The sequence below is a fragment of the Streptomyces chattanoogensis genome (assembly GCF_001294335.1).
Lineage (GTDB): Bacteria > Actinomycetota > Actinomycetes > Streptomycetales > Streptomycetaceae > Streptomyces > Streptomyces chattanoogensis.
On record NZ_LGKG01000163.1, the window covers coordinates 182,808 to 200,114 of the forward strand.

Genomic DNA, 17,307 nt, shown 5'->3' on the forward strand with positions numbered 1-17,307 from the left:
GAGAACATCAGATGCAGCGGTCTCGACGGAGCGCGGTCGGGCAGCGCCGGGTGCAGAGAGGAGTCTCGTCATGGGCAGGGCCATGGCAGCGGACGGTGTGCTGGAGGTGCCCGTCATCGACATCTCCGCCTGGCGGGACGGCGGCGAGGCCGACCGTGCGGCCATCGCGGCGCAGGTCGACGATGCGGCGCGTACCGTCGGGTTCCTGCAGATCCGCGGGCACGGCATCCCCGAGGCCACGGCGGAGGCCTTCGCGGCGGCGCTGGACGCGTTCTTCGGGCTCCCCCTGGAGGAGAAGAAGGCGCTGCGGCCGCCGTCCCCCGGTATCAACCGCGGCTACACCCCGCCGCGCACCGAGAAGCTCAGTCTGAGCCTGGGCGTTGCGGCGGCCGCCGAGGATCTCTTCGAGGCGTTCAATGTGGGCTCCCAGGCCACCGATTTCCCGGATCTGGATCTTCCGGAGGCGCACTACCCCGCCAACATCTGGCCGTCTCTGCCGGGCTTCCGGGAGGCGGTGGAGGAGTGGTGCGCCGTCGCCGGAGGTCTTGCCAGGCGGCTGACGGAGATCTTCGCGCGGGCCCTCGGGCTCGAGGAGGGCTACTTCGTTCCGTTCACCGATCATTCCCTCGACGTCCTGCGGATGGTCCACTACCCGCCCCCGGAAGAGGAGACGGTGACCGGCCGCGCGCAGATGGGGATGGGTGCGCACACCGACTACGGCATCGTGACGGTGCTGTGGGCGGACCGCGTCCCCGGACTGCAGATCCTCGGCGGCGACGGCGCCTGGCACGACGTCCTGCCGGAGCCGGGCTGTCTGCTGGTCAACCTCGGTGATCTGCTGGCCCGTTGGACCAATGACCAATGGCTTTCGACGATGCACCGGGTGCTGCCGCCGGCCGATGAGCGGGGTCGGGCGGTACGGCGCCGGTCCGCGGCGTACTTCCACGACGGCAACTGGGACGCGGAGATCAGCTGTCTGCCGGGCTGTGTCCCGGACGGCGGTGAGCCGCTCCATCCGCCGACGACGGTGGGCCGGCATCTCGCCGCCAAACTGGCGGGTTCCCGGGCCGGGCGGCTCAACGCGGACTCGCCGCGGGAAGCCGCCCGTCTGCGGGCCGCCGAGGACGGCTGACCCCGCAGGGCGGCGTCGGACCCGCGGCGGGGCTCAGACGGCGGGCGGACCGATCGACGGCGCCCCCTGCTCACCCACCACCTCTCCCACCAGCGGCTGCTCCGTCCAGATGATCTTGCCGTCACCGGTGTACCGGGTGCCCCAGTGTTCGGCCAGCTGGGCGATGAGGAAGAGGCCGCGGCCGCCCTCGTCGGTGGTGGCGGCCTGCCGCAGATGCGGGGAGGTGCTGCTGCGGTCGGAGACCTCGCAGATCAGGGAGCGGTCGCGGATGAGGCGTACGTGGATGGGGCCGGAGGCGTAGCGGATGGCGTTGGTGACGAGCTCGCTGAGGATGAGTTCGGTGGTGAAGGCCTCGTCGGCCAGGTCCCATTCGGTGAGTTTGCGGACGGCGGCGGCGCGTACCCGGGCGACGGCCGAGGGGTCGGCCGGGACGTCCCAGTCGGCTACATGGGCGGAGTCCAGGACGCGGGTGCGGGCGACGAGCAGGGCGATGTCGTCGCTGGGGCGCTCGGGCAGCAGCTCGCGCAGGGCAGCCTCGCAGGTCTCCTCCGGGGTCCGGCCGGCGTGGCCGCGCAGGATCCGGGCCAGCGCGGCCATACCGGCGTCGATGTCCCGGTCGCGGTCCTCGACCAGGCCGTCGGTGTAGAGGACCAGGCGGCTGTCCTCCGGGAGCACGAGTTCCCAGTTCTCGAAGGGCATGCCGCCGAGGCCGAGCGGCGGGCCGCCGGGCACCTCGGCGTACTCGGCGGTGCCGTCCGGGCGCAGCAGCAGCGGCTGGCAGTGGCCGGCGCGGGCGATGGTGCAGCGGCCGGATGCCGGGTCGTAGATGGCGTAGAGACAGGTGGCGCCGGTGACTCCGGCGGAGCCGTCGGCGTCACCGGCTTCGTCCTGGTCGATCCGGGTGACCAGCTCGTCCAGGTGCCACAGCAGCTCGTCGGGCGGCAGATCGAGGTTGGCGAAGTTGTGGACGGCGGTGCGCAGCCGGCCCATGGTGGCGGCGGCGTGCAGACCGTGGCCGACGACGTCGCCGACGACGAGGGCGACCCGGGCGCCGGGCAGCGGGATGATGTCGAACCAGTCGCCGCCGACCCCGCCGACGCCGCCGAGTCCGGCCTGCGCGGGAAGGTAGCGGTAGGCGGCCTCGACGGCGTTCTGTTCGGGCAGGCCCCGCGGCAGCAGGCTGCGCTGCAGGGTGACCGCCATGGCGTGTTCGCGGGTGTAGCGGCGGGCGTTGTCGACGCTGACCGCGGCGCGGGCGACCAGCTCCTCGGCGAGGGAGAGGTCCTCCTCGTCGAAGGCCTCCGGCTCCTGTGCGCGCCAGAACATCGCCACGCCCAGGATGACGCCGCGGGCGCGCAGCGGGACGGCGATCATCGAGTGGATGCCGTAGGCGATGAGCCGACGGGCCCGCTCGGGGTCCTGGCGCTGCCAGCCGGACAGGGCGGCCAGGTCCGCTTCGAGGACGGGTTCGCCGTTGGCCAGGCCGGCGCCGAGGGTGGTGTCCGGGCGGAAGCTGATCACCTTGCCGACGGGATAGAGCGCGGTGTCCTCGGCGCCGTCGCCGCTGACCGCCGTACGCCGCATCTCCGGGCCCGCGGCGGAGGCGGTCGGCTCCTCGCCGCGCAGTACGGCCCCGGCGAGGTCGACGGTGACGATGTCGGCGAACCGGGCGGCGGCGAATTCCGCCAGTTCCTCGCAGGTGCGCACCACGTCGAGGGTGGTGCCGATCTCGGTGCCCGCCTCGTAGAGGAGCTTGAGGCGACCGCGGGCGATATCGGCCCTGCCGGTGAGCGCTTGGAGCTCGGTGGTGTCGCGCAGCGTGGTCACGCTGCCGGGCGGCCCGCCGGCCTGGTCGGTGGAGCGCTGGTTGACCGCGAGCAGGCGGTCGCCGACGGGATGCACCTCGTCGGTCGCCGTCCGGCCAGAGGACAGCAGCGCCTTGACGTCCGGGCCGAGCTCGAGGTCGGCGACCTGGCGGCCTTCGACATCGGCGGGCAGGCCGAGCAGCCGGCGCGCCTCGTCGTTGGCGAGCAGCACCCGGCCGCTGCCGCTGACGATGATCACGCCCTCGCGGACGGCGTGCAGCACCGCGTCGTGGTGCTCGTACATCCGGGTCATCTCGGCCGGGCCGAGGCCGTGTGTCTGGCGGCGCACCCGCCTGCTGACCAGCGCCGTGCCGCCGGTGGTCAGCAGCAGCACGCCCGCGGCGGCGCCGAAGAGGAGCGGGAACTGCTGGTCGACGACTCCGCTGACCTTGCTGATGGTGATGCCGGCGGACACCAGGCCGATGACCTTGCCGTTGTCGCCGACGACCGGGACGACGGCCTGGATGAGGGGGCCTATGGTCCCGGTGATCTTCTCGGTGGTGATGCCTCCGGCCAGCGCGGGCGCGAGGTTGCCGACGAATTTCTTGCCGATGCGGTCGGGCAGAGGGTGGGTGTAGCGGATGCCCTGGGTGTTCATCACGACGATGAAGTCGACGCCGGATCCTTTGCGGGCGGCTTCGGCGCGGGGCTGCAGTACGAGGGTGGGATCGGCGCTCTTGAGTGCCCGCTCGATGCCTGGGGCGTTGGCGACGGATTCGGCCACGGCGACCGAACGGTTGCGGGCTTCGCGTTCCGAGTCGGTTCTGGACTGCAGCACGAGTGCCGCAATGGCCGCGGCGACGAGCAGCACCACGATCGCCACCTGCAGGAGAAAGACCTGGCCTGCGACAGTTCGCATTCTCAGAACCGAACGCGGGCGGTCGTAGCGTCCGGCCATGTCCTCTTTCTACACCCCCTGCTTGCGATCCGCTTACGGTGGGCGAGCCGCGCAATGCGGAGCGCAGCGGCTCCTGGCCGCATCGCAACGGCCGAGTTCACGGGCGTCCCGGAGTGGTCCGATGATCCCGCGCTCCTGGCTCGGGCACCAGAGGGCCAGTAAACCAGCGGGTATGTTTCACGGCTATCCGGTTGCGGAGTTCTTTATCCGTGGATGCGTATCCGTGGATGGGTAGCCATGTGCCTAATGCCGCGGCGGTGGGCGTTTTGTCCGGTGAGGCCATGGAATTGCGAGGTGTACGGCATTCGTGCCCGTCACGCTCCGCCAACCGACGGAAACGCAATTGCCCCGGCCCTATTACCGGCCATGTAACTCTTGCCACAGGTTTGACCGCCGGAATTCCGGTTTGCGGCCGGCCGGGTGAGTGCGGGCCATTCGCAATGTGCCTGGTCAGCCCGTATTGCCGGCGGACCGCGAATGCCGGGCGGGCGACGGGTGCGGCCGCCGGACGCCGCGGCGGGCCGGCAATCGCGTATGAGACGTTCGTGGGCATGCATGTTGCTGAGGAGATCCGCGCCGAGGCGGTTGGGCTCATCGACCACCACGCGCTCGGCCTGTGGCAGCCCACCGCCGCCGACCGACGAGCCGCTGTGGCGTTGTTCCGCTTCCTCGAGACGGGCCTGCCGCTGAGCGGCGAGCAGATCCGCTCCGTCCTCGTGCTCGCGGAGCCGCCGGCCGGCGCCAGCGAAAGCCTGCTGAGCCTCCTGCGGGCAACGGCCCAGCTGCTCGACGAAACGACAGCGGCCGACGGCCCCGCCGAGCGGGACGCCGTCGACCACGTATGCCTGCTGCTGGACGCACTGGCCCTGACCCGGCCCACCGGGGACTGACGGCAGGCCGGAGCGGCCCTGAAACCCAGGCGCTCACCGAGGAGACCACACCCTCCCCGGTGAGCGCCTGCTCGTCCTCCGGGACGGAGACCACCCAGCGGCTCTCCCGCCGCGGGCGCAGGCACCCGGCCCCATACACGGGCCCCCGCGAGCAAAGGCCTGCAGAGCCCCTGCGGGCAACGGCCAAGCCTCCCGACCAAACAACAACGGCCGACGGCCCCGCCGAGCGGGACGCCGTCGACCGCGTATGCCTGCTGCTGGACGCGCTTGACCTGACCCGGCCCGCCGCGGAGCAGCGGCGGGCCGGAGCAGGGCTGAAACCTAGGCGCTTACCGAGGAGACCGCACTCTCCTCGGTGGGCGCCTGCTCGTCCTCCGGGACGGAGATCACCCAGTGGCTCTCCTGCCGGGGGCGGAGGTAGACGGCCCAGTACACGGCCGCCGCGGCGACGATGAACCCCGTGATGAGCAGGCTCTTGGCGCTCTGCTGCCACAGCACCCAGACCAGGACGAGGGCCAGCAGCGCTGGAATCGCAGGCCACAGCGGCATCCGCCAGGCCGCCTTGTGCTTGTGCGCCCCGCGGCGGGAGACCAGCGCGCCCAGCGCGACGAAGACGTACATGGCGGCGACGGCCACGCCGGTGACCTCGCTGAGGGTGTCGAGGTTGACGAAGCACAGCGCCGCGCCGGGGACGCCCACCACGAGGGTGGCCACCCAGGGGGAACCGAAGCGCTTGCCGAGGTGGGAGAAGGCGCGGTTGACCGGGGTCGGCCAGGCGGCGTCGCGGGCCGAGGAGAACACCACACGGGAGTTCTGGATCACCATCACGATGGCGGCGTTGATGATCGCCAGGGCGATGCAGAGGCTGACGAAGGTGCCGACGCCGGAGTTGCTCCAGGACTCCACCATGCCGGCGACGTCACCGGCGCCCAGGGTCTTGAGGTCGGGGGCGCCGAGGGTGATGGCGATGACGGGGATGAGGACGACGGCGGCGCCGATGGCCAGGGTCCACAGGACCGTCCGCGAGACGTTGCGGCGCGGGTTGTCCATCTCTTCCGCGAGGTACACGGCGGTGGAGAAGCCCTGGAGGATGAAGAGCGCGGTGGCCAGTCCGGCGACGATCAGCCCGGCGGTGACCGCCGTCGTGCGGCCGTGTCCGGCGTCCATGACGGGGTGGACCAGCACCGAGGCGGAGCGGTTGGTGTGGGTGAAGCCGAGGAAGGCGACGACGGCGCAGGCCACGACCTCGAGGACCAGGAAGATGCCGGTGATCCAGGCGTTGGCGCGCAGGTCCAGCAGGCCCATGACGGTGGCCAGCAGCATGACGCCGGCCGCGGTGTACTGCGGATCCAGATGGACGACGGGGGCCAGATAGTCGGCGGTGCCCAGCGCGATGATGGGCGGGACGATCATGACCACGATCAGCGAGAGTATGAAAACCAGCCATCCGGCGAGCCGCCCCATCAGGGTGCCGACCATGGCGTACTCGCCGCCGGAGCTCGGGATGAGCGTGCCGAGCTCGGAGTAGGTGAAGGCGACGCCGATGCAGAGCAGGGCCGCGATGGCGATGGTGAGGGCGGTGCCCGTGCCCAGTGTGGCGAACGAGTCCGGCACGATCACGAAGAGCGAGGACGCCGGGGTCAGACAGGAGAGGGTGAGCAGGGTTCCGCCGACGACGCCGATGGAACGGGTGAGCTTGGGCGCTGCTTTCTCCGTCGTACTGCGGGTTTCCGTGTGGGGTGCTGCGGAGACGACGTTCGAGTTGGGCATATCGGTTATCCGTGTCCCATCGGTGCGAGCGGCAGGGAAGTGGGGCACTCCTCGACGGAGAGAGCCACAAAGCGGGGCGAACCAGAAGAACCACCGGCTCCGCTTCGGTGACGGAATACAACCCCCGACTTCGACTCCCGTCAAGACTCTGTTAAGTCCTTGAGACAACGATATCCGTCGTCTACAGCCCCTCTCGATCACCGATCAGCGACAACGGGCCAATCATTACGCGGATTCCGTGGTTGCGAGGGGCTGCGGATTCTGCCGCCGGGGGCGGTGAACCGGTCCCCGCCGGGCGCCGGCCGGGAGGGTCAGCGGGCCCGCGCCCGCGCGATGAGCAGCGCCACGTCGTCGTGGTCATGGCCGTGCCGCAGTGCGCCCAGCAGCCGGTCGCAGAGCTCCTCCAGCGGCCGCTCGGGTTCCGCGAGCAGCTCGAGGAGGGTGTCGAGGCGGGTGTCGATGGCGTCCTCGCGGGTTTCGATCAGCCCGTCGGTATAGAGGACGAGCTGGTCGCCGTCGGCCACCTGCACGGTGGTCTGCTCGAAGGCGACGCCGCCGACGCCGAGCGGGGCGCCGGTGGGCAGGTCCAGCAGCTCCGGCGGGCGGCCGGGGCGGACGAGGACCGGCGGCAGATGGCCCGCGACCGCGATCCGGCACTGCCCCTCGTGGGGGTCGTAGACGGCGTAGAGGCAGGTGGCGAAGGCCGGGTCGAGGCCGCCGGCGATGTGGTCGAGATGGCGCAGGACCTCGGCGGGCTCGAGGTCGAGGTCGGCCAGGGCGCGGGTGGTGGTGCGCAGCTGGCCCATCGTGGCCGCGGCGTTGATCCCGCTGCCCATCACGTCCCCGACCACCAGCGCGGTCTTGCCGCCGGTCAGCGGGATGGCGTCGAACCAGTCGCCGCCGACCTCGCTGGCCGCCTGCGCGGGCTGGTAGCGGTAGGCGATCTCCATGCCGGTGGGCTGGGGCGGCCGGTGGTTCATCAGGTGGCGCTGGAGGGTGAGCGCGGTGCGGCGTTCGCTCTGGTAGGAGCGGGCGTTGTCGATACAGACCGCGGCGCGGGCGGCCAGCTCGACGGCGAGGACGGCGTCGTCCTCGTCGAACGGCAGCTGATTGCGTACGCGGTACAGCGACAGGGCGCCCAGCACCTCGCCGCGGGCGATCAGCGGCACCGCCAGATACGAGTGCAGCCCGGCCTTCCTCAGGAGTGCGGCGCCCTGCGGATCGGCGGCGATCCGGGGCAGATCCTCCTCGCCGACCCGGGCGACCAGCACGGGCCGGGCGTCGGTGACACACCGGGTGATCAGCCGGTCGGCGTCGTAGGAGGCGATCTGGCCGGTGGGGTCGGCGGCGCGGGCGGCGTCGGTGGGGTAGGCGGTGGCCACCGCGAGCGCCCGGAAGCGGGCCGGGGAGCCGGGCGGCAGCGAGGCCGGGCGCCGGCTGTTGAGCACCGCGTCGAGAACGTCCACCGCGGCCAGGTCGGCCAGCTCGGGAACGATGACGTCGGCCAGTTCATGAGCGGTCTGGTCGACGTCGAGGGTGGTGCCGACGGTCGCGGAGGCATCCGCGATGACGGCGAGGCGCCGTCGGGCGCGGGCGGCCTCGGCGGCGGCGCGGTGCTGCTCGGTGACGTCCACGACGGAGGTCGCCAGGCCCAGCACCAGGCCGTTGGGGTCGTCGAGCCGGTAGTACGACACCGACCACGCCTGGTCGGCAGCCGGGTCGGCGCCGGTGCGGCCGACGGTGAACTGGTCGAGCAGCGGCTTTCCGGTGGCGAGCACCTCGCGCATCCGGGACGCGATGACGCCGGTGTCCAGAAACGTCAGCGTTTCATGCACATCGCGGCCGATATGCGCTTCGGCGGGGAGGTTGTTGATGCGTTCCAGAGCCGGGTTGACCATGACGAACCGCAGCTCGGTGTCGAGCACCGCCAGCCCGATCGGCGACTGGGCCACCAGCCGTACGGACAGCGCCAGATCCCGTTCGACCCGGCGCAGCACGGCCTGATCGGTGGCGATGCCCAGGGCGTAGGACTCGCCGCGCTCGTCCTGCAGACGCATGTTGCGGAATTCGACCAGTCGGGTGGTGCCGTCCTTGTGCATGACGGGAAAGACCCCGGCCCAGCTCTCGCCGCTGGCCATCACCTCCGAGAAGAGGCTGAGGACCAGGTCGAAGTGCTGGGGGTCGACCAGCAGCTGCGCGGCGAGCCGGCCCAGCGCTTCCTCGGCGGTCCAGCCGAACAGGTCCTCGGCCTGCGGGCTCCACAGCGTGATCCGGCCGTCCGCGTCCAGCATCACCGCGGCCACGCCCAGGACATCGAGCAGGCCGCCGGGCCGGGACGTGCCTGCCCTCGCCGGGGCGGCACCCTCGGGGAACGCGTCGGTCGCACCCATCAAGGCACTCCTTCCGCCGGCCTCCGGGGACCGACAGCCGTGGTGCTCTCCGCGCCCGGCCCTCTGCGCCGTGCGTCCGCTGCCCTCCATCATCTCTCCAGACGGGACGGCGCCGCAGGGAGAGCGAGATCTTCACTTCAACGGTGTCCTGCGAAAACAACGTGTCCTGTGCATCAGCGGTGTGCTGCCGAACAGCGGTGCACCGCGAAACAACGGTGTGCTGCGAAACAACGGTGTGCTGCGGGGGAGCAAGCATTATGCGCCGCGACAGCACACCTGGGCGACCCGCTCGGGGAAGTCCGGGCTGCCGAATTTCCCGGCGGTGGCAGACAGCGACGGCAGACAGGGTGGCGGATAACAGCCGTGGCGGGGCGACCGACTTGGTGATGTCGATCTCCAGCGACTATCCTGGCTTTTAGTTGCCTCTAGCAACTAAATTTCTCGTACCCGCACCGTCGGAGTCCTGACCCCACTCCGGCCTCAGGAGAAGCCCCACATGTCCATGGATCACCAGAACTTCCGCACGTACGTGGAGGAAAACCTCGATGCCCTTAGCACCCGCCCCGACCACGAGGCGCTGATCCACCAGGGCCGGCGCGTCACGGCGGGGGAATTCCGTGACCTGGTCCACCGTATGGCGCGGGCACTGCTCGCCCAGGGTGTCGGCCGCGGAGAGACCGTCACCCTGCTCTGCGGGAATCTGCCGGAGACCGTCGCCGCCCGTTACGCGGCCAACCTGGTCGGCGCCCGCGTCAACCACCTCTACAACAAGCTGTCCGCCGAGGCGCAGGCCGACATCGTCCGCGATGTCGAGACCCGGGCGCTGATCGTCGACCCCCGCTACACCGAACGGGCCGTCGAAGTAACGGACTTGGCCCCGGTTCCGGCCGTCCTGGTGCTCGGCCCGGCGAAGCTCGGCACCGACCTGCTGGACCTGGCGGCGCAGCAGTCCGCCGAGCCGCTCGCCGGCCTCGCCCGGCCCGACGACATCTGCGCCATCCGGCACACCGGCGGCACCACCGGCCACCCCAAGGGCATCTGCACCACGTTCGAGCAGGTCCGCTGGTTCCGCGGGGTGCTGCCGGAGGAGCCGGGGTTCGAGCGCCGCCAGCTGGTGGTCACCACTCTGGCGCACGGCGCCGGGCACCTGGCCGACAACACCCTGCACGCGGGCGGCACCGTGGTGCTGCTCGACGACTTCGACGCGGCGGAGGCGCTCGCCGCGATCGAACGCGAGCGGATCACCGATCTGTTCCTGCTGCCGCCGCTGCTCTACCAGCTGATGGACCATCCGGACGCCCAGCACACCGACACCTCCAGCCTGCGCATGCTGACGTACGGCGGCTGCCAGGCGTCACCGGCCCGAATAGCCGACGCGGTACGGCGGTTCGGCCCGGTGCTGATACAGGGCTACGGACAGAACGAGTCGGGCGGTGTCTCCGTCCTCACCAAGGAGGACCACGACCTCGGGCGCCCGGACCGGCTGCGCTCGGCGGGCAAGGTGCTGGCCGACGTCGAGGTGGTCATCCGGGACGAGTCCGGCCGCGATCTGCCGAGCGGTGAGCACGGCGAGGTCTGTGTCCGCTCCGCCATGATCATGAAGGGCTACTGGAAGCAGCCCGAGCTGACCGCCGAGGTACTGCGGGACGGGTGGCTGCACACCGGGGACATCGGATTCCTCGACGACGAGGGGTACTTGACCATCGTCGACCGCATCAAGGACATGATCGTCGTGGTCGGCGGCCATGTGTACACCACCGAGCTCGAGGACCTGCTGAACTCCCACCCGCAGGTCCGGCAGAGCGCCGTCTTCGGCGTCCGCGATGCGGACCGGATGGAGCGGGTGCACGCCGTGGTGGTGCCCGTGCCCGGCAGCGACATCGACGGCGACCGGCTCCGCGCCATGGTGCGCGAGCAGCGCGGCGCGATGTACGAGCCGGCCCACATCGGCTTCGTGGACGCACTGCCCCTGACCGACGCCGGCAAGCCGGACAAGAAGGAACTGCGCCGACGGGCCGAGCAGGAACTCGCCACTACGGGCTGACTCCGCCGGGATCGCCGCCCGGCCCGGTACCCCACAGGGATCGCCGCCCGGCCCGGTCCCCCACTCACAGGGACCACCGGTCGGCCCGGCCCCTCCACAGGGATCGCCGCCCGGCCCGCTCTCCCCCACCGGGAATACCGCCCGCCCCCACCACGTTGTGGCCCCGCAGGGGGCCCTCGTATCCCCTAGGGGATCTGTTCGAACAACCCCTAGGGGTATCGGTGGCCGGAAGTCGCCCCTGCCGGCTAGGGCTCGTCCCAGGTCTCGGGCCCGCCGCCCCGCCAGTCGATGAGGTCGGTCTCCTCGATCTCGATGTCGTCCAGGCCGACGTGCCGCAGGAACTTCACCAGGTCCTCGATCCGGTGGGCGACCCCGAGCCTGCGCTCCCCGGCCGTCACCCGCCGCGCCCCGTCCGGGCCCGGCGGGTGCACGGTCACGGTCGTCTGCGGTGCGTGCGCGTCCATGCCGGTCCGATCACCGCTCCCTGCCGGTCCGGTCACCGCTTACGCGCCCGGCTCGGCTGCACCCTGGCCGGTTCCCCGGGCATCTTGGGGTGGTCGGGCGGGTACGGCATATCGCCCAGGCCCTCATCGGCCTCCTGACGGTCCGCCAGCTCCAGCACGGACTCCAGGCCGAAGGCGTGCTCTGCCATGTCCGCGTGGACGTCGCCCAGTTCGGCGAAGCGGGGCGGCACGGTCCGCAGGTCGAAGTCCTCGGGTGCGGCGTCCGCCAGCTCCTCCCAGCGCAGCGGTGTGGAGACCGTCGCCCGCGGCCGGGCGCGCAGGGAATAGGCCGAGGCGATGGTGCGGTCCCGGGCCATCTGGTTGTAGTCGACGAAGACCTTGGCGCCGCGCTCCTCCTTCCACCAGGCGGAGGTCACCCGGTCCGGGCAGCGGCGTTCAAGGGCTCTGGCCAGGGCAATAGCCGCCCGTCTGACCTCGGTGAACGTCCAGTTGGGGCGGATGGGTACGTAGACGTGCACACCCCGGCCGCCGGACGTTTTCGGCCAGCCGCGCAGCCCGTGCTCCGCCAGCAGCTCCCGTAGGTCGTGGGCGACCCGTACGGCGTCGGCGAAGTCCGTCCCCGGCTGCGGGTCGAGGTCGATGCGCAGCTCGTCGGGGTGCTCGGTGTCGGTGCGGCGTACCGGCCAGGGGTGGAAGGTCAGACAGCCCAGATTGGCGGCCCAGATGACGGCGGCGGGTTCCGTCGGGCACATCTCGTCGGCGAACCGGCCGCTGGGGAAGGCGATCCGGGCGGTGGGCAGCCATTCCGGCAGCCCCTTGGGCGCCCGCTTCTGGTAGAAGAATTCGCCCTCGACGCCGTCCGGGAAGCGCTGCATGGTGGTGGGCCGGTCGCGCAGCCCGCGCAGCACGCCGTCCGCGACCGCGAGGTAGTACTGCGCGACGTCCAGCTTGGTGAAGCCACGCTCGGGGTAATACGTCTTGTCCGGATGCGACACGCGCACCGTGCGCCCCGCGACGTCCAGCTCCACAGCTCCTGCAGCCATGCCTCAACGCTAGGTTCCGGCGGCCGGCGGCGCGCGCTGGGCGGCCTTCCCGGCGCGCGCCTCGGGCGCCGCGCCGTCAGGATCAAAGGCATGGACCTGCCCGTCATGCCCCCGGTCTCCCCGATGCTCGCCAAGCTCGTGGCCGACATCCCCGCGGGCATGCAGTACGAGGCCAAGTGGGACGGCTTCCGCGTCATCGTCTTCCGGGACGGCGACGAGGTCGAGATCACCAGCCGTACGACGAAGCCGCTCACCCGCTATTTTCCCGAGACCGTCGCCGCCGTACGCCGTGAGCTGCCGCCGCGCTGCGTCGTCGACGGCGAGATCGTCATCGCGCACGACGGGCGGCTGCACTTCGAGGAGCTGCTGGAACGCATCCATCCCGCCGACTCCCGGGTCCGTACGCTCGCCGAGCGGACACCCGCCTCCCTCGTCGCCTTCGACCTGCTGGCCCTGGGCCCGGATTCGCTGCTGGACGCGCCGCAGTCGGCGCGGCGGGAAGCGCTGGTCGAGGCGCTGCGGCCGGCCCGCGCGCCGGTGTACACCGCGCCCGCGACCACCGATCAGGAGCTGGCCCGCACCTGGTTCGACCGGTTCGAGGGGGCGGGCCTGGACGGGGTGGTCGCCAAGCCGCTGCATCTGCCGTACCGGCCGGGCGACCGGGCGATGTTCAAGATCAAGCACGCCCGCACGGCCGACTGCGTCGTCGCGGGCTACCGGCTGCACAAGAGCGGACCGGTGGTCGGCTCCCTGCTGCTGGGCCTGCACGACGACACGGGGCGGCTGCAGCACGTCGGGGTGTGTGCCTCGTTCCCGATGGCGAAGCGGCGCAAGCTCGTCGAGGAGCTCGCACCGCTGCGGATGGACGATGCCGCCGGGCACCCTTGGGGCGAGTGGACGGACGAGGCGGCGCACGCCTCCCGGCGGATGCCGGGCGGGCCCAGCCGGTGGAGCGGTGGCAAGGATCTGTCGTGGGTGCCGCTGCGCCCGGAGTGGGTGTGCGAGGTCGCGTACGACCACATGGAGGGCAGCCGGTTCCGGCACACCGCGCAGTTCCGCAGATGGCGGCCCGACCGTACGCCGGAGAGCTGCACATATGCGCAGCTGGAGGAGCCGGTCGCCTATGACCTGGGGGAACTGCTGAACGGCTGAGGGCCGGGTCAGCGGGATCCGCCGTTGGGCGGCCAGTGGCGTCCGCTCTCCCCCGGTGCGAGCCGGTCCACCACTTCGGCCAGCTCGGAGCAGACGTGTTCGATCCTGCGACGGATGCCGATCTGCTCGGTGATGATGGCCGACAGCAGCAGCGCGGTGAGTGCCATGGACGCGTTGAGGGCCTGCAGGTTGACCATGGCTTCCAGAAGGCTCTGGCCCTCAAACGGTCCGATGCGCCGGGTCGCGGCCGAGATCGCCACGACGGACACCAGCAGCACGCAGGGCGCGACCCCCGTCAGCTGGAAGCGCAGCGCCGCGCACACGACCAGCGGAAACACCAGGAACAGCAGGGACATGGGGCTGCTGACCGTGATGAGTGAGACCACGACCGTTCCGGCCAGCAGCGCCACCGCCTCGAACCACCGGGTGACGGGGATGTCCCACGGCCTGCGGACCGTACGGCAGGCGAGCAGGAGCGGGGCGACGATGAGGACCCCCATCGCATCCCCCACCCACCAGGCCACCCAGGTCCGCCAGAAGGCACCGGCCGGCAGCGAACCGGTGAGCATCTGGGTGCCGGCGCCGAACGTCGCGCTGATCAGCATGCCGGCGAAGGCGCCGAGGAGCACCAGGGCGACGCCGTCGCGCAGCCGGTCCAGTGCGGGGTGGAAGCCCACCCGGCGGAGCATCAGACAGGCGCACAGCGGGGCCAGGGTGTTGCCCGCGATGACGCCGAGGACGGAGACATCGAGCGGACTGAGGTAGGAGACGATCCACAGGGTGCCGAGGGCGCTGGCCGGCCAGGTCCACAGGCCCAGCAGGAGCAGACCGCTCAGGGCGATGCCCGTGGGTGGCCACAGGGGCGTGACCACGGTGTTCGCGATCACGACCTGCTCCAGGAGGCCGATCCGGGCGGTGCCGTAGTAGACGGCGGCGAGGGCGGCGATCGTCACGGCTGCGGTAGCGAGCCGCCGGAATTCCTCGGTGCGCACCACAGCAGCCATCAGACAATGCCGAGGGTCCCGGCACCGTCCGCGACACGCGCGCCGGGTGCGCGCGTCACCCGGCGCCGGGTGCCGGCGCGGCGTAGCTCAGCACGACCACCGCGGCGTCGTCGCTGTGGCCGGTGCACTCGGCCAGGTTCATCACCTCGGCGGCCACCTGGGCCGGATCCTCCCCGGCCCGCTCGCTGACCAGCCGGGACACCTGCGCCAGCCCCGCCTCGATGGCGTACGAGGGACCCTCGACGACGCCGTCGGTGAGCAGCACGAACGTGCCCGCCGTCGTGAGCCGGCGGTGCGTGACCGGGTAGGTCTCGCCCGGGGTGATGCCGAGCGGCAGGCCTCCGGGGTCGTCGGTGACGCCGTGGTGCCCGTCGGTGGTGGCCCAGATGCCGGGCACATGGCCGGCGCGGGCGCTGGCCAGTTCCCAGGTGGCCGGGTCGAAGCGGAGGAAGGTGCAGGTGGCGAAGAGTCCGGCCTGCACCGAGAGGAGCAGGTCGTTGGCGCGGCTGAGCACCTCGCCGGGGTCGGCGGCATGCGGTGCGACGGCCCGCAGCCCGATCCGGATCTGCCCCATGAAGGCGGCGGCCTCGACGTCATGCCCCTGCACATCGCCGATGCAGTACGCCAGGGACCCGTCGGGCAGCGGGAAGCCGTCGTACCAGTCGCCGCCGATGTCCAGGCCGTGCCGGGCGGGCGCGTAGGTGGCGGCGGCCCGCAGCCCCGGCACCTCCGGCAAGGTGGCGGGGAGCATCTCGCGCTGCAGCGCCTCCGCCAGTTCCACCCGGGCCTGCTGGAGCTCGGCTCCTTCCCGCGCCTGGGCGGTCAGCCGCCCGAGCGTGGTCAGCAGGTCGTCGGCGCTCGCCGACCGCGGGGGACGACGCCGAAGCATGGAGCGCTCCCGGGTGCATCGAGGCTTCTGCCACTGCGGGGTGCGATCCGCGCGGACTGTCGTACCGGCCTCCTGACCTGGCGGGATCCACAACTCCCGGCTTCATCATATTTCTGCGGGTCGGCTCCCGCGCGGCCAGCCGGGTCGGCTTCCGCGCGGCCGGTCGGGTGGGCTTGCGCGCGGCCGGTGCGGTGGGCTGCCGCGCGGCCGGTCCCCTCGGGTGCTACGCCGCCGCCTCACGGGATGCCGTCAGATGCCCGACGCCGGACCGTACCGCCCAGAAGAACACCCCCAGCGCGACGACCGCCACGGTGAGGGAGTCGTACGGCGCGGGCAGCCGCCCGGAGCCCTCGAAGGTGCCCAGCCAGGAGAGCACCGTGAGCACGACGAGATACGCCACCAGCCAGGCGCCGGTGCGCAGTTCGGCGAGCAGCGGACGGGAGCGGCCGTCGGGGGCGCCGGAGCGTCGCATGGCCAGGAAGATCAGCAGCCCGCCCAGCACCAGCGGCAGCGCCAGCCGCAGATCGCCCCACCCCGACCAGTACACGAACTCGGTGGCCACCACGAAGCTGGCCGGCGCGATGTAGCGCAGCCCGGGCACCCAGCCCGCGGTACGGCCGCCGGGCTCGGCGCGGAACACGGCGACCGCGACCGCCGAGGCCGCGTAGATCAGCAAATACATATCGCCCATCACGCTGACGATGTCCTGCCAGCCCCCGAACGGCAGCAGAAACACCACGATCACCACGAGGTTGACCACCAGCGCCCGCCGTGGCACGCCGAACCGCTCGTCGACCTTCATGAAGTAGCGCGGGATAGTGCCGTTCTTGGCGAGCGCATAGGTGTGCCGGGCGTCGATCGCCACGCCCACGTAGGCCGAGCCGCCAGGGGAGAGCACCGCATCCGCGTAGAGCAGGCTGGAGAGCCAGTGCAGATTGAGGATGAGGGCGAGCTGGCCGAACGGCGAGTCGAAGGAGACGCCCTTCCAGCCGCCGCCGAGCAGGTTCTCCGGCACCGTGAAGAGATAGGCGACCTGGAGGGCGAGGTACATCGCCACCGCCAGGCCGATGCCCGTGAGCACCGCGCCCGGGATCGTCCGGCGGGGATGGCGGGTCTCGCCGGAGAAGTCCAGCGGTGCCTGGAATCCGTTGACCGAGTAGACGATGCCGCCGCCGGCCAGCGCCGTCAGACAGGCCGCATAGCCGTACGGTGCGAATCCCCCGTGGTCCGTCAGCCGCCCGGAGTGCCAGCCGGAGGCGATCAGCGCGATGACGGTGACCACCGGCACCACGATCTTGAACACCGAGACCAGGTTGTTGAGCCGGGCGAACAGCCGCACCGCGAACCAGTTGAGCGCGGTCAGCAGCACGCTGAGCCCGGCGGCCAGCGCCAGCCCGGAGGCGGTGAGGGTGTGGCCGTTGTAGATGTCCGGGAGGTAGTGGGCGGCGTACTGCATGATCGCGCTGATCTCGGCCGCGGTACCGCCGACCGACAGCAGCACCGACCAGCCCACGAGGGTGCCGACCAGCGGTCCGCTGGCGTACAGCGGCCAGCGGACCGTACCGCCGCCCTCCGGCCGCGACGCCCCCAGCTCGATCATGACCAGCGCGACCAGGGCGCACAGCAGGCCCGCCCCGACCCAGGACAGCAGGGACGCCGGCCCCGCCGTCTGCGCCGCGTACATGGCGGCGAACAGCCATCCGGAGCCGACGATGTTGGAGAACCCGATCCCGGTGAGTCCCCAGAACCCCAGCTCCCGCCGCAAC

12 protein-coding genes are annotated in these 17,307 nt (G+C 71.5%); 4 read left to right on the top strand and 8 right to left on the bottom strand.

The window, feature by feature from the left end:
• Positions 1–70 precede the first annotated feature (70 nt).
• A complete protein-coding gene (locus tag ADL29_RS30575) occupies positions 71–1,132 on the top strand; it encodes an isopenicillin N synthase family dioxygenase (RefSeq protein ID WP_053926780.1) in 1,062 nt (353 codons plus the stop codon).
• A 33-nt stretch (positions 1,133–1,165) separates the two neighbouring features.
• On the opposite strand, the gene ADL29_RS30580 is transcribed toward ADL29_RS30575, so the two are convergent.
• Positions 1,166–3,895 (bottom strand): SpoIIE family protein phosphatase/ATP-binding protein, encoded by a 2,730-nt coding sequence (locus ADL29_RS30580; RefSeq protein ID WP_053926781.1) that lies wholly within the window; start codon positions 3,893–3,895, stop codon positions 1,166–1,168.
• Between the two features lie 551 nt (positions 3,896–4,446).
• On the opposite strand from ADL29_RS30580, the gene ADL29_RS30585 reads away from it, so the two are divergent.
• Positions 4,447–4,785 (top strand): hypothetical protein, encoded by a 339-nt coding sequence (locus ADL29_RS30585; RefSeq protein WP_053926830.1) that lies wholly within the window; start codon positions 4,447–4,449, stop codon positions 4,783–4,785.
• Between the two features lie 321 nt (positions 4,786–5,106).
• Here ADL29_RS30585 and ADL29_RS30590 read toward each other — a convergent pair whose 3' ends face one another.
• Together ADL29_RS30590 and ADL29_RS30595 are read right to left on the bottom strand one after the other, a co-directional pair.
• The gene (locus ADL29_RS30590; protein ID WP_053926782.1) at positions 5,107–6,555 is read right to left on the bottom strand and encodes an APC family permease; all 1,449 of its coding nucleotides are present in this window, start codon (positions 6,553–6,555) and stop codon (positions 5,107–5,109) included.
• 311 nt (positions 6,556–6,866) lie between these two features.
• A complete protein-coding gene (locus ADL29_RS30595) occupies positions 6,867–8,945 on the bottom strand; it encodes a SpoIIE family protein phosphatase (protein WP_053926783.1) in 2,079 nt (692 codons plus the stop codon).
• Between the two features lie 496 nt (positions 8,946–9,441).
• On the opposite strand from ADL29_RS30595, the gene ADL29_RS30600 reads away from it, so the two are divergent.
• The gene (locus ADL29_RS30600; RefSeq protein ID WP_053926784.1) at positions 9,442–10,989 is read left to right on the top strand and encodes an AMP-binding protein; all 1,548 of its coding nucleotides are present in this window, start codon (positions 9,442–9,444) and stop codon (positions 10,987–10,989) included.
• Positions 10,990–11,234: 245 nt separating this feature from the next.
• On the opposite strand, the gene ADL29_RS30605 is transcribed toward ADL29_RS30600, so the two are convergent.
• Both ADL29_RS30605 and ligD read right to left on the bottom strand, forming a co-directional pair.
• Positions 11,235–11,453, bottom strand: coding sequence for a hypothetical protein (locus ADL29_RS30605; RefSeq protein WP_046924281.1), 219 nt, complete (start codon positions 11,451–11,453; stop codon positions 11,235–11,237).
• A 32-nt stretch (positions 11,454–11,485) separates the two neighbouring features.
• The gene (gene ligD, locus ADL29_RS30610; protein ID WP_053926785.1) at positions 11,486–12,496 is read right to left on the bottom strand and encodes a non-homologous end-joining DNA ligase; all 1,011 of its coding nucleotides are present in this window, start codon (positions 12,494–12,496) and stop codon (positions 11,486–11,488) included.
• Between the two features lie 90 nt (positions 12,497–12,586).
• Between ligD and ADL29_RS30615 the strand changes: the two genes are divergently transcribed.
• A complete protein-coding gene (locus ADL29_RS30615; protein WP_053926786.1) occupies positions 12,587–13,648 on the top strand; it encodes an ATP-dependent DNA ligase in 1,062 nt (353 codons plus the stop codon).
• Positions 13,649–13,656: 8 nt separating this feature from the next.
• Here the strand turns inward: ADL29_RS30615 and ADL29_RS30620 are convergent, their stop codons facing one another.
• The 3 genes from ADL29_RS30620 to ADL29_RS30630 form a co-directional block, all read right to left on the bottom strand.
• Positions 13,657–14,643, bottom strand: a complete 987-nt coding sequence (locus ADL29_RS30620) for an MASE1 domain-containing protein (protein WP_053926787.1) — start codon at positions 14,641–14,643, stop codon at positions 13,657–13,659.
• 64 nt (positions 14,644–14,707) lie between these two features.
• Positions 14,708–15,541 (bottom strand): PP2C family protein-serine/threonine phosphatase, encoded by an 834-nt coding sequence (locus ADL29_RS30625; protein ID WP_053926788.1) that lies wholly within the window; start codon positions 15,539–15,541, stop codon positions 14,708–14,710.
• A 223-nt stretch (positions 15,542–15,764) separates the two neighbouring features.
• Positions 15,765–17,306 (bottom strand): APC family permease, encoded by a 1,542-nt coding sequence (locus tag ADL29_RS30630; RefSeq protein WP_245689704.1) that lies wholly within the window; start codon positions 17,304–17,306, stop codon positions 15,765–15,767.
• Position 17,307 lies beyond the last annotated feature (1 nt).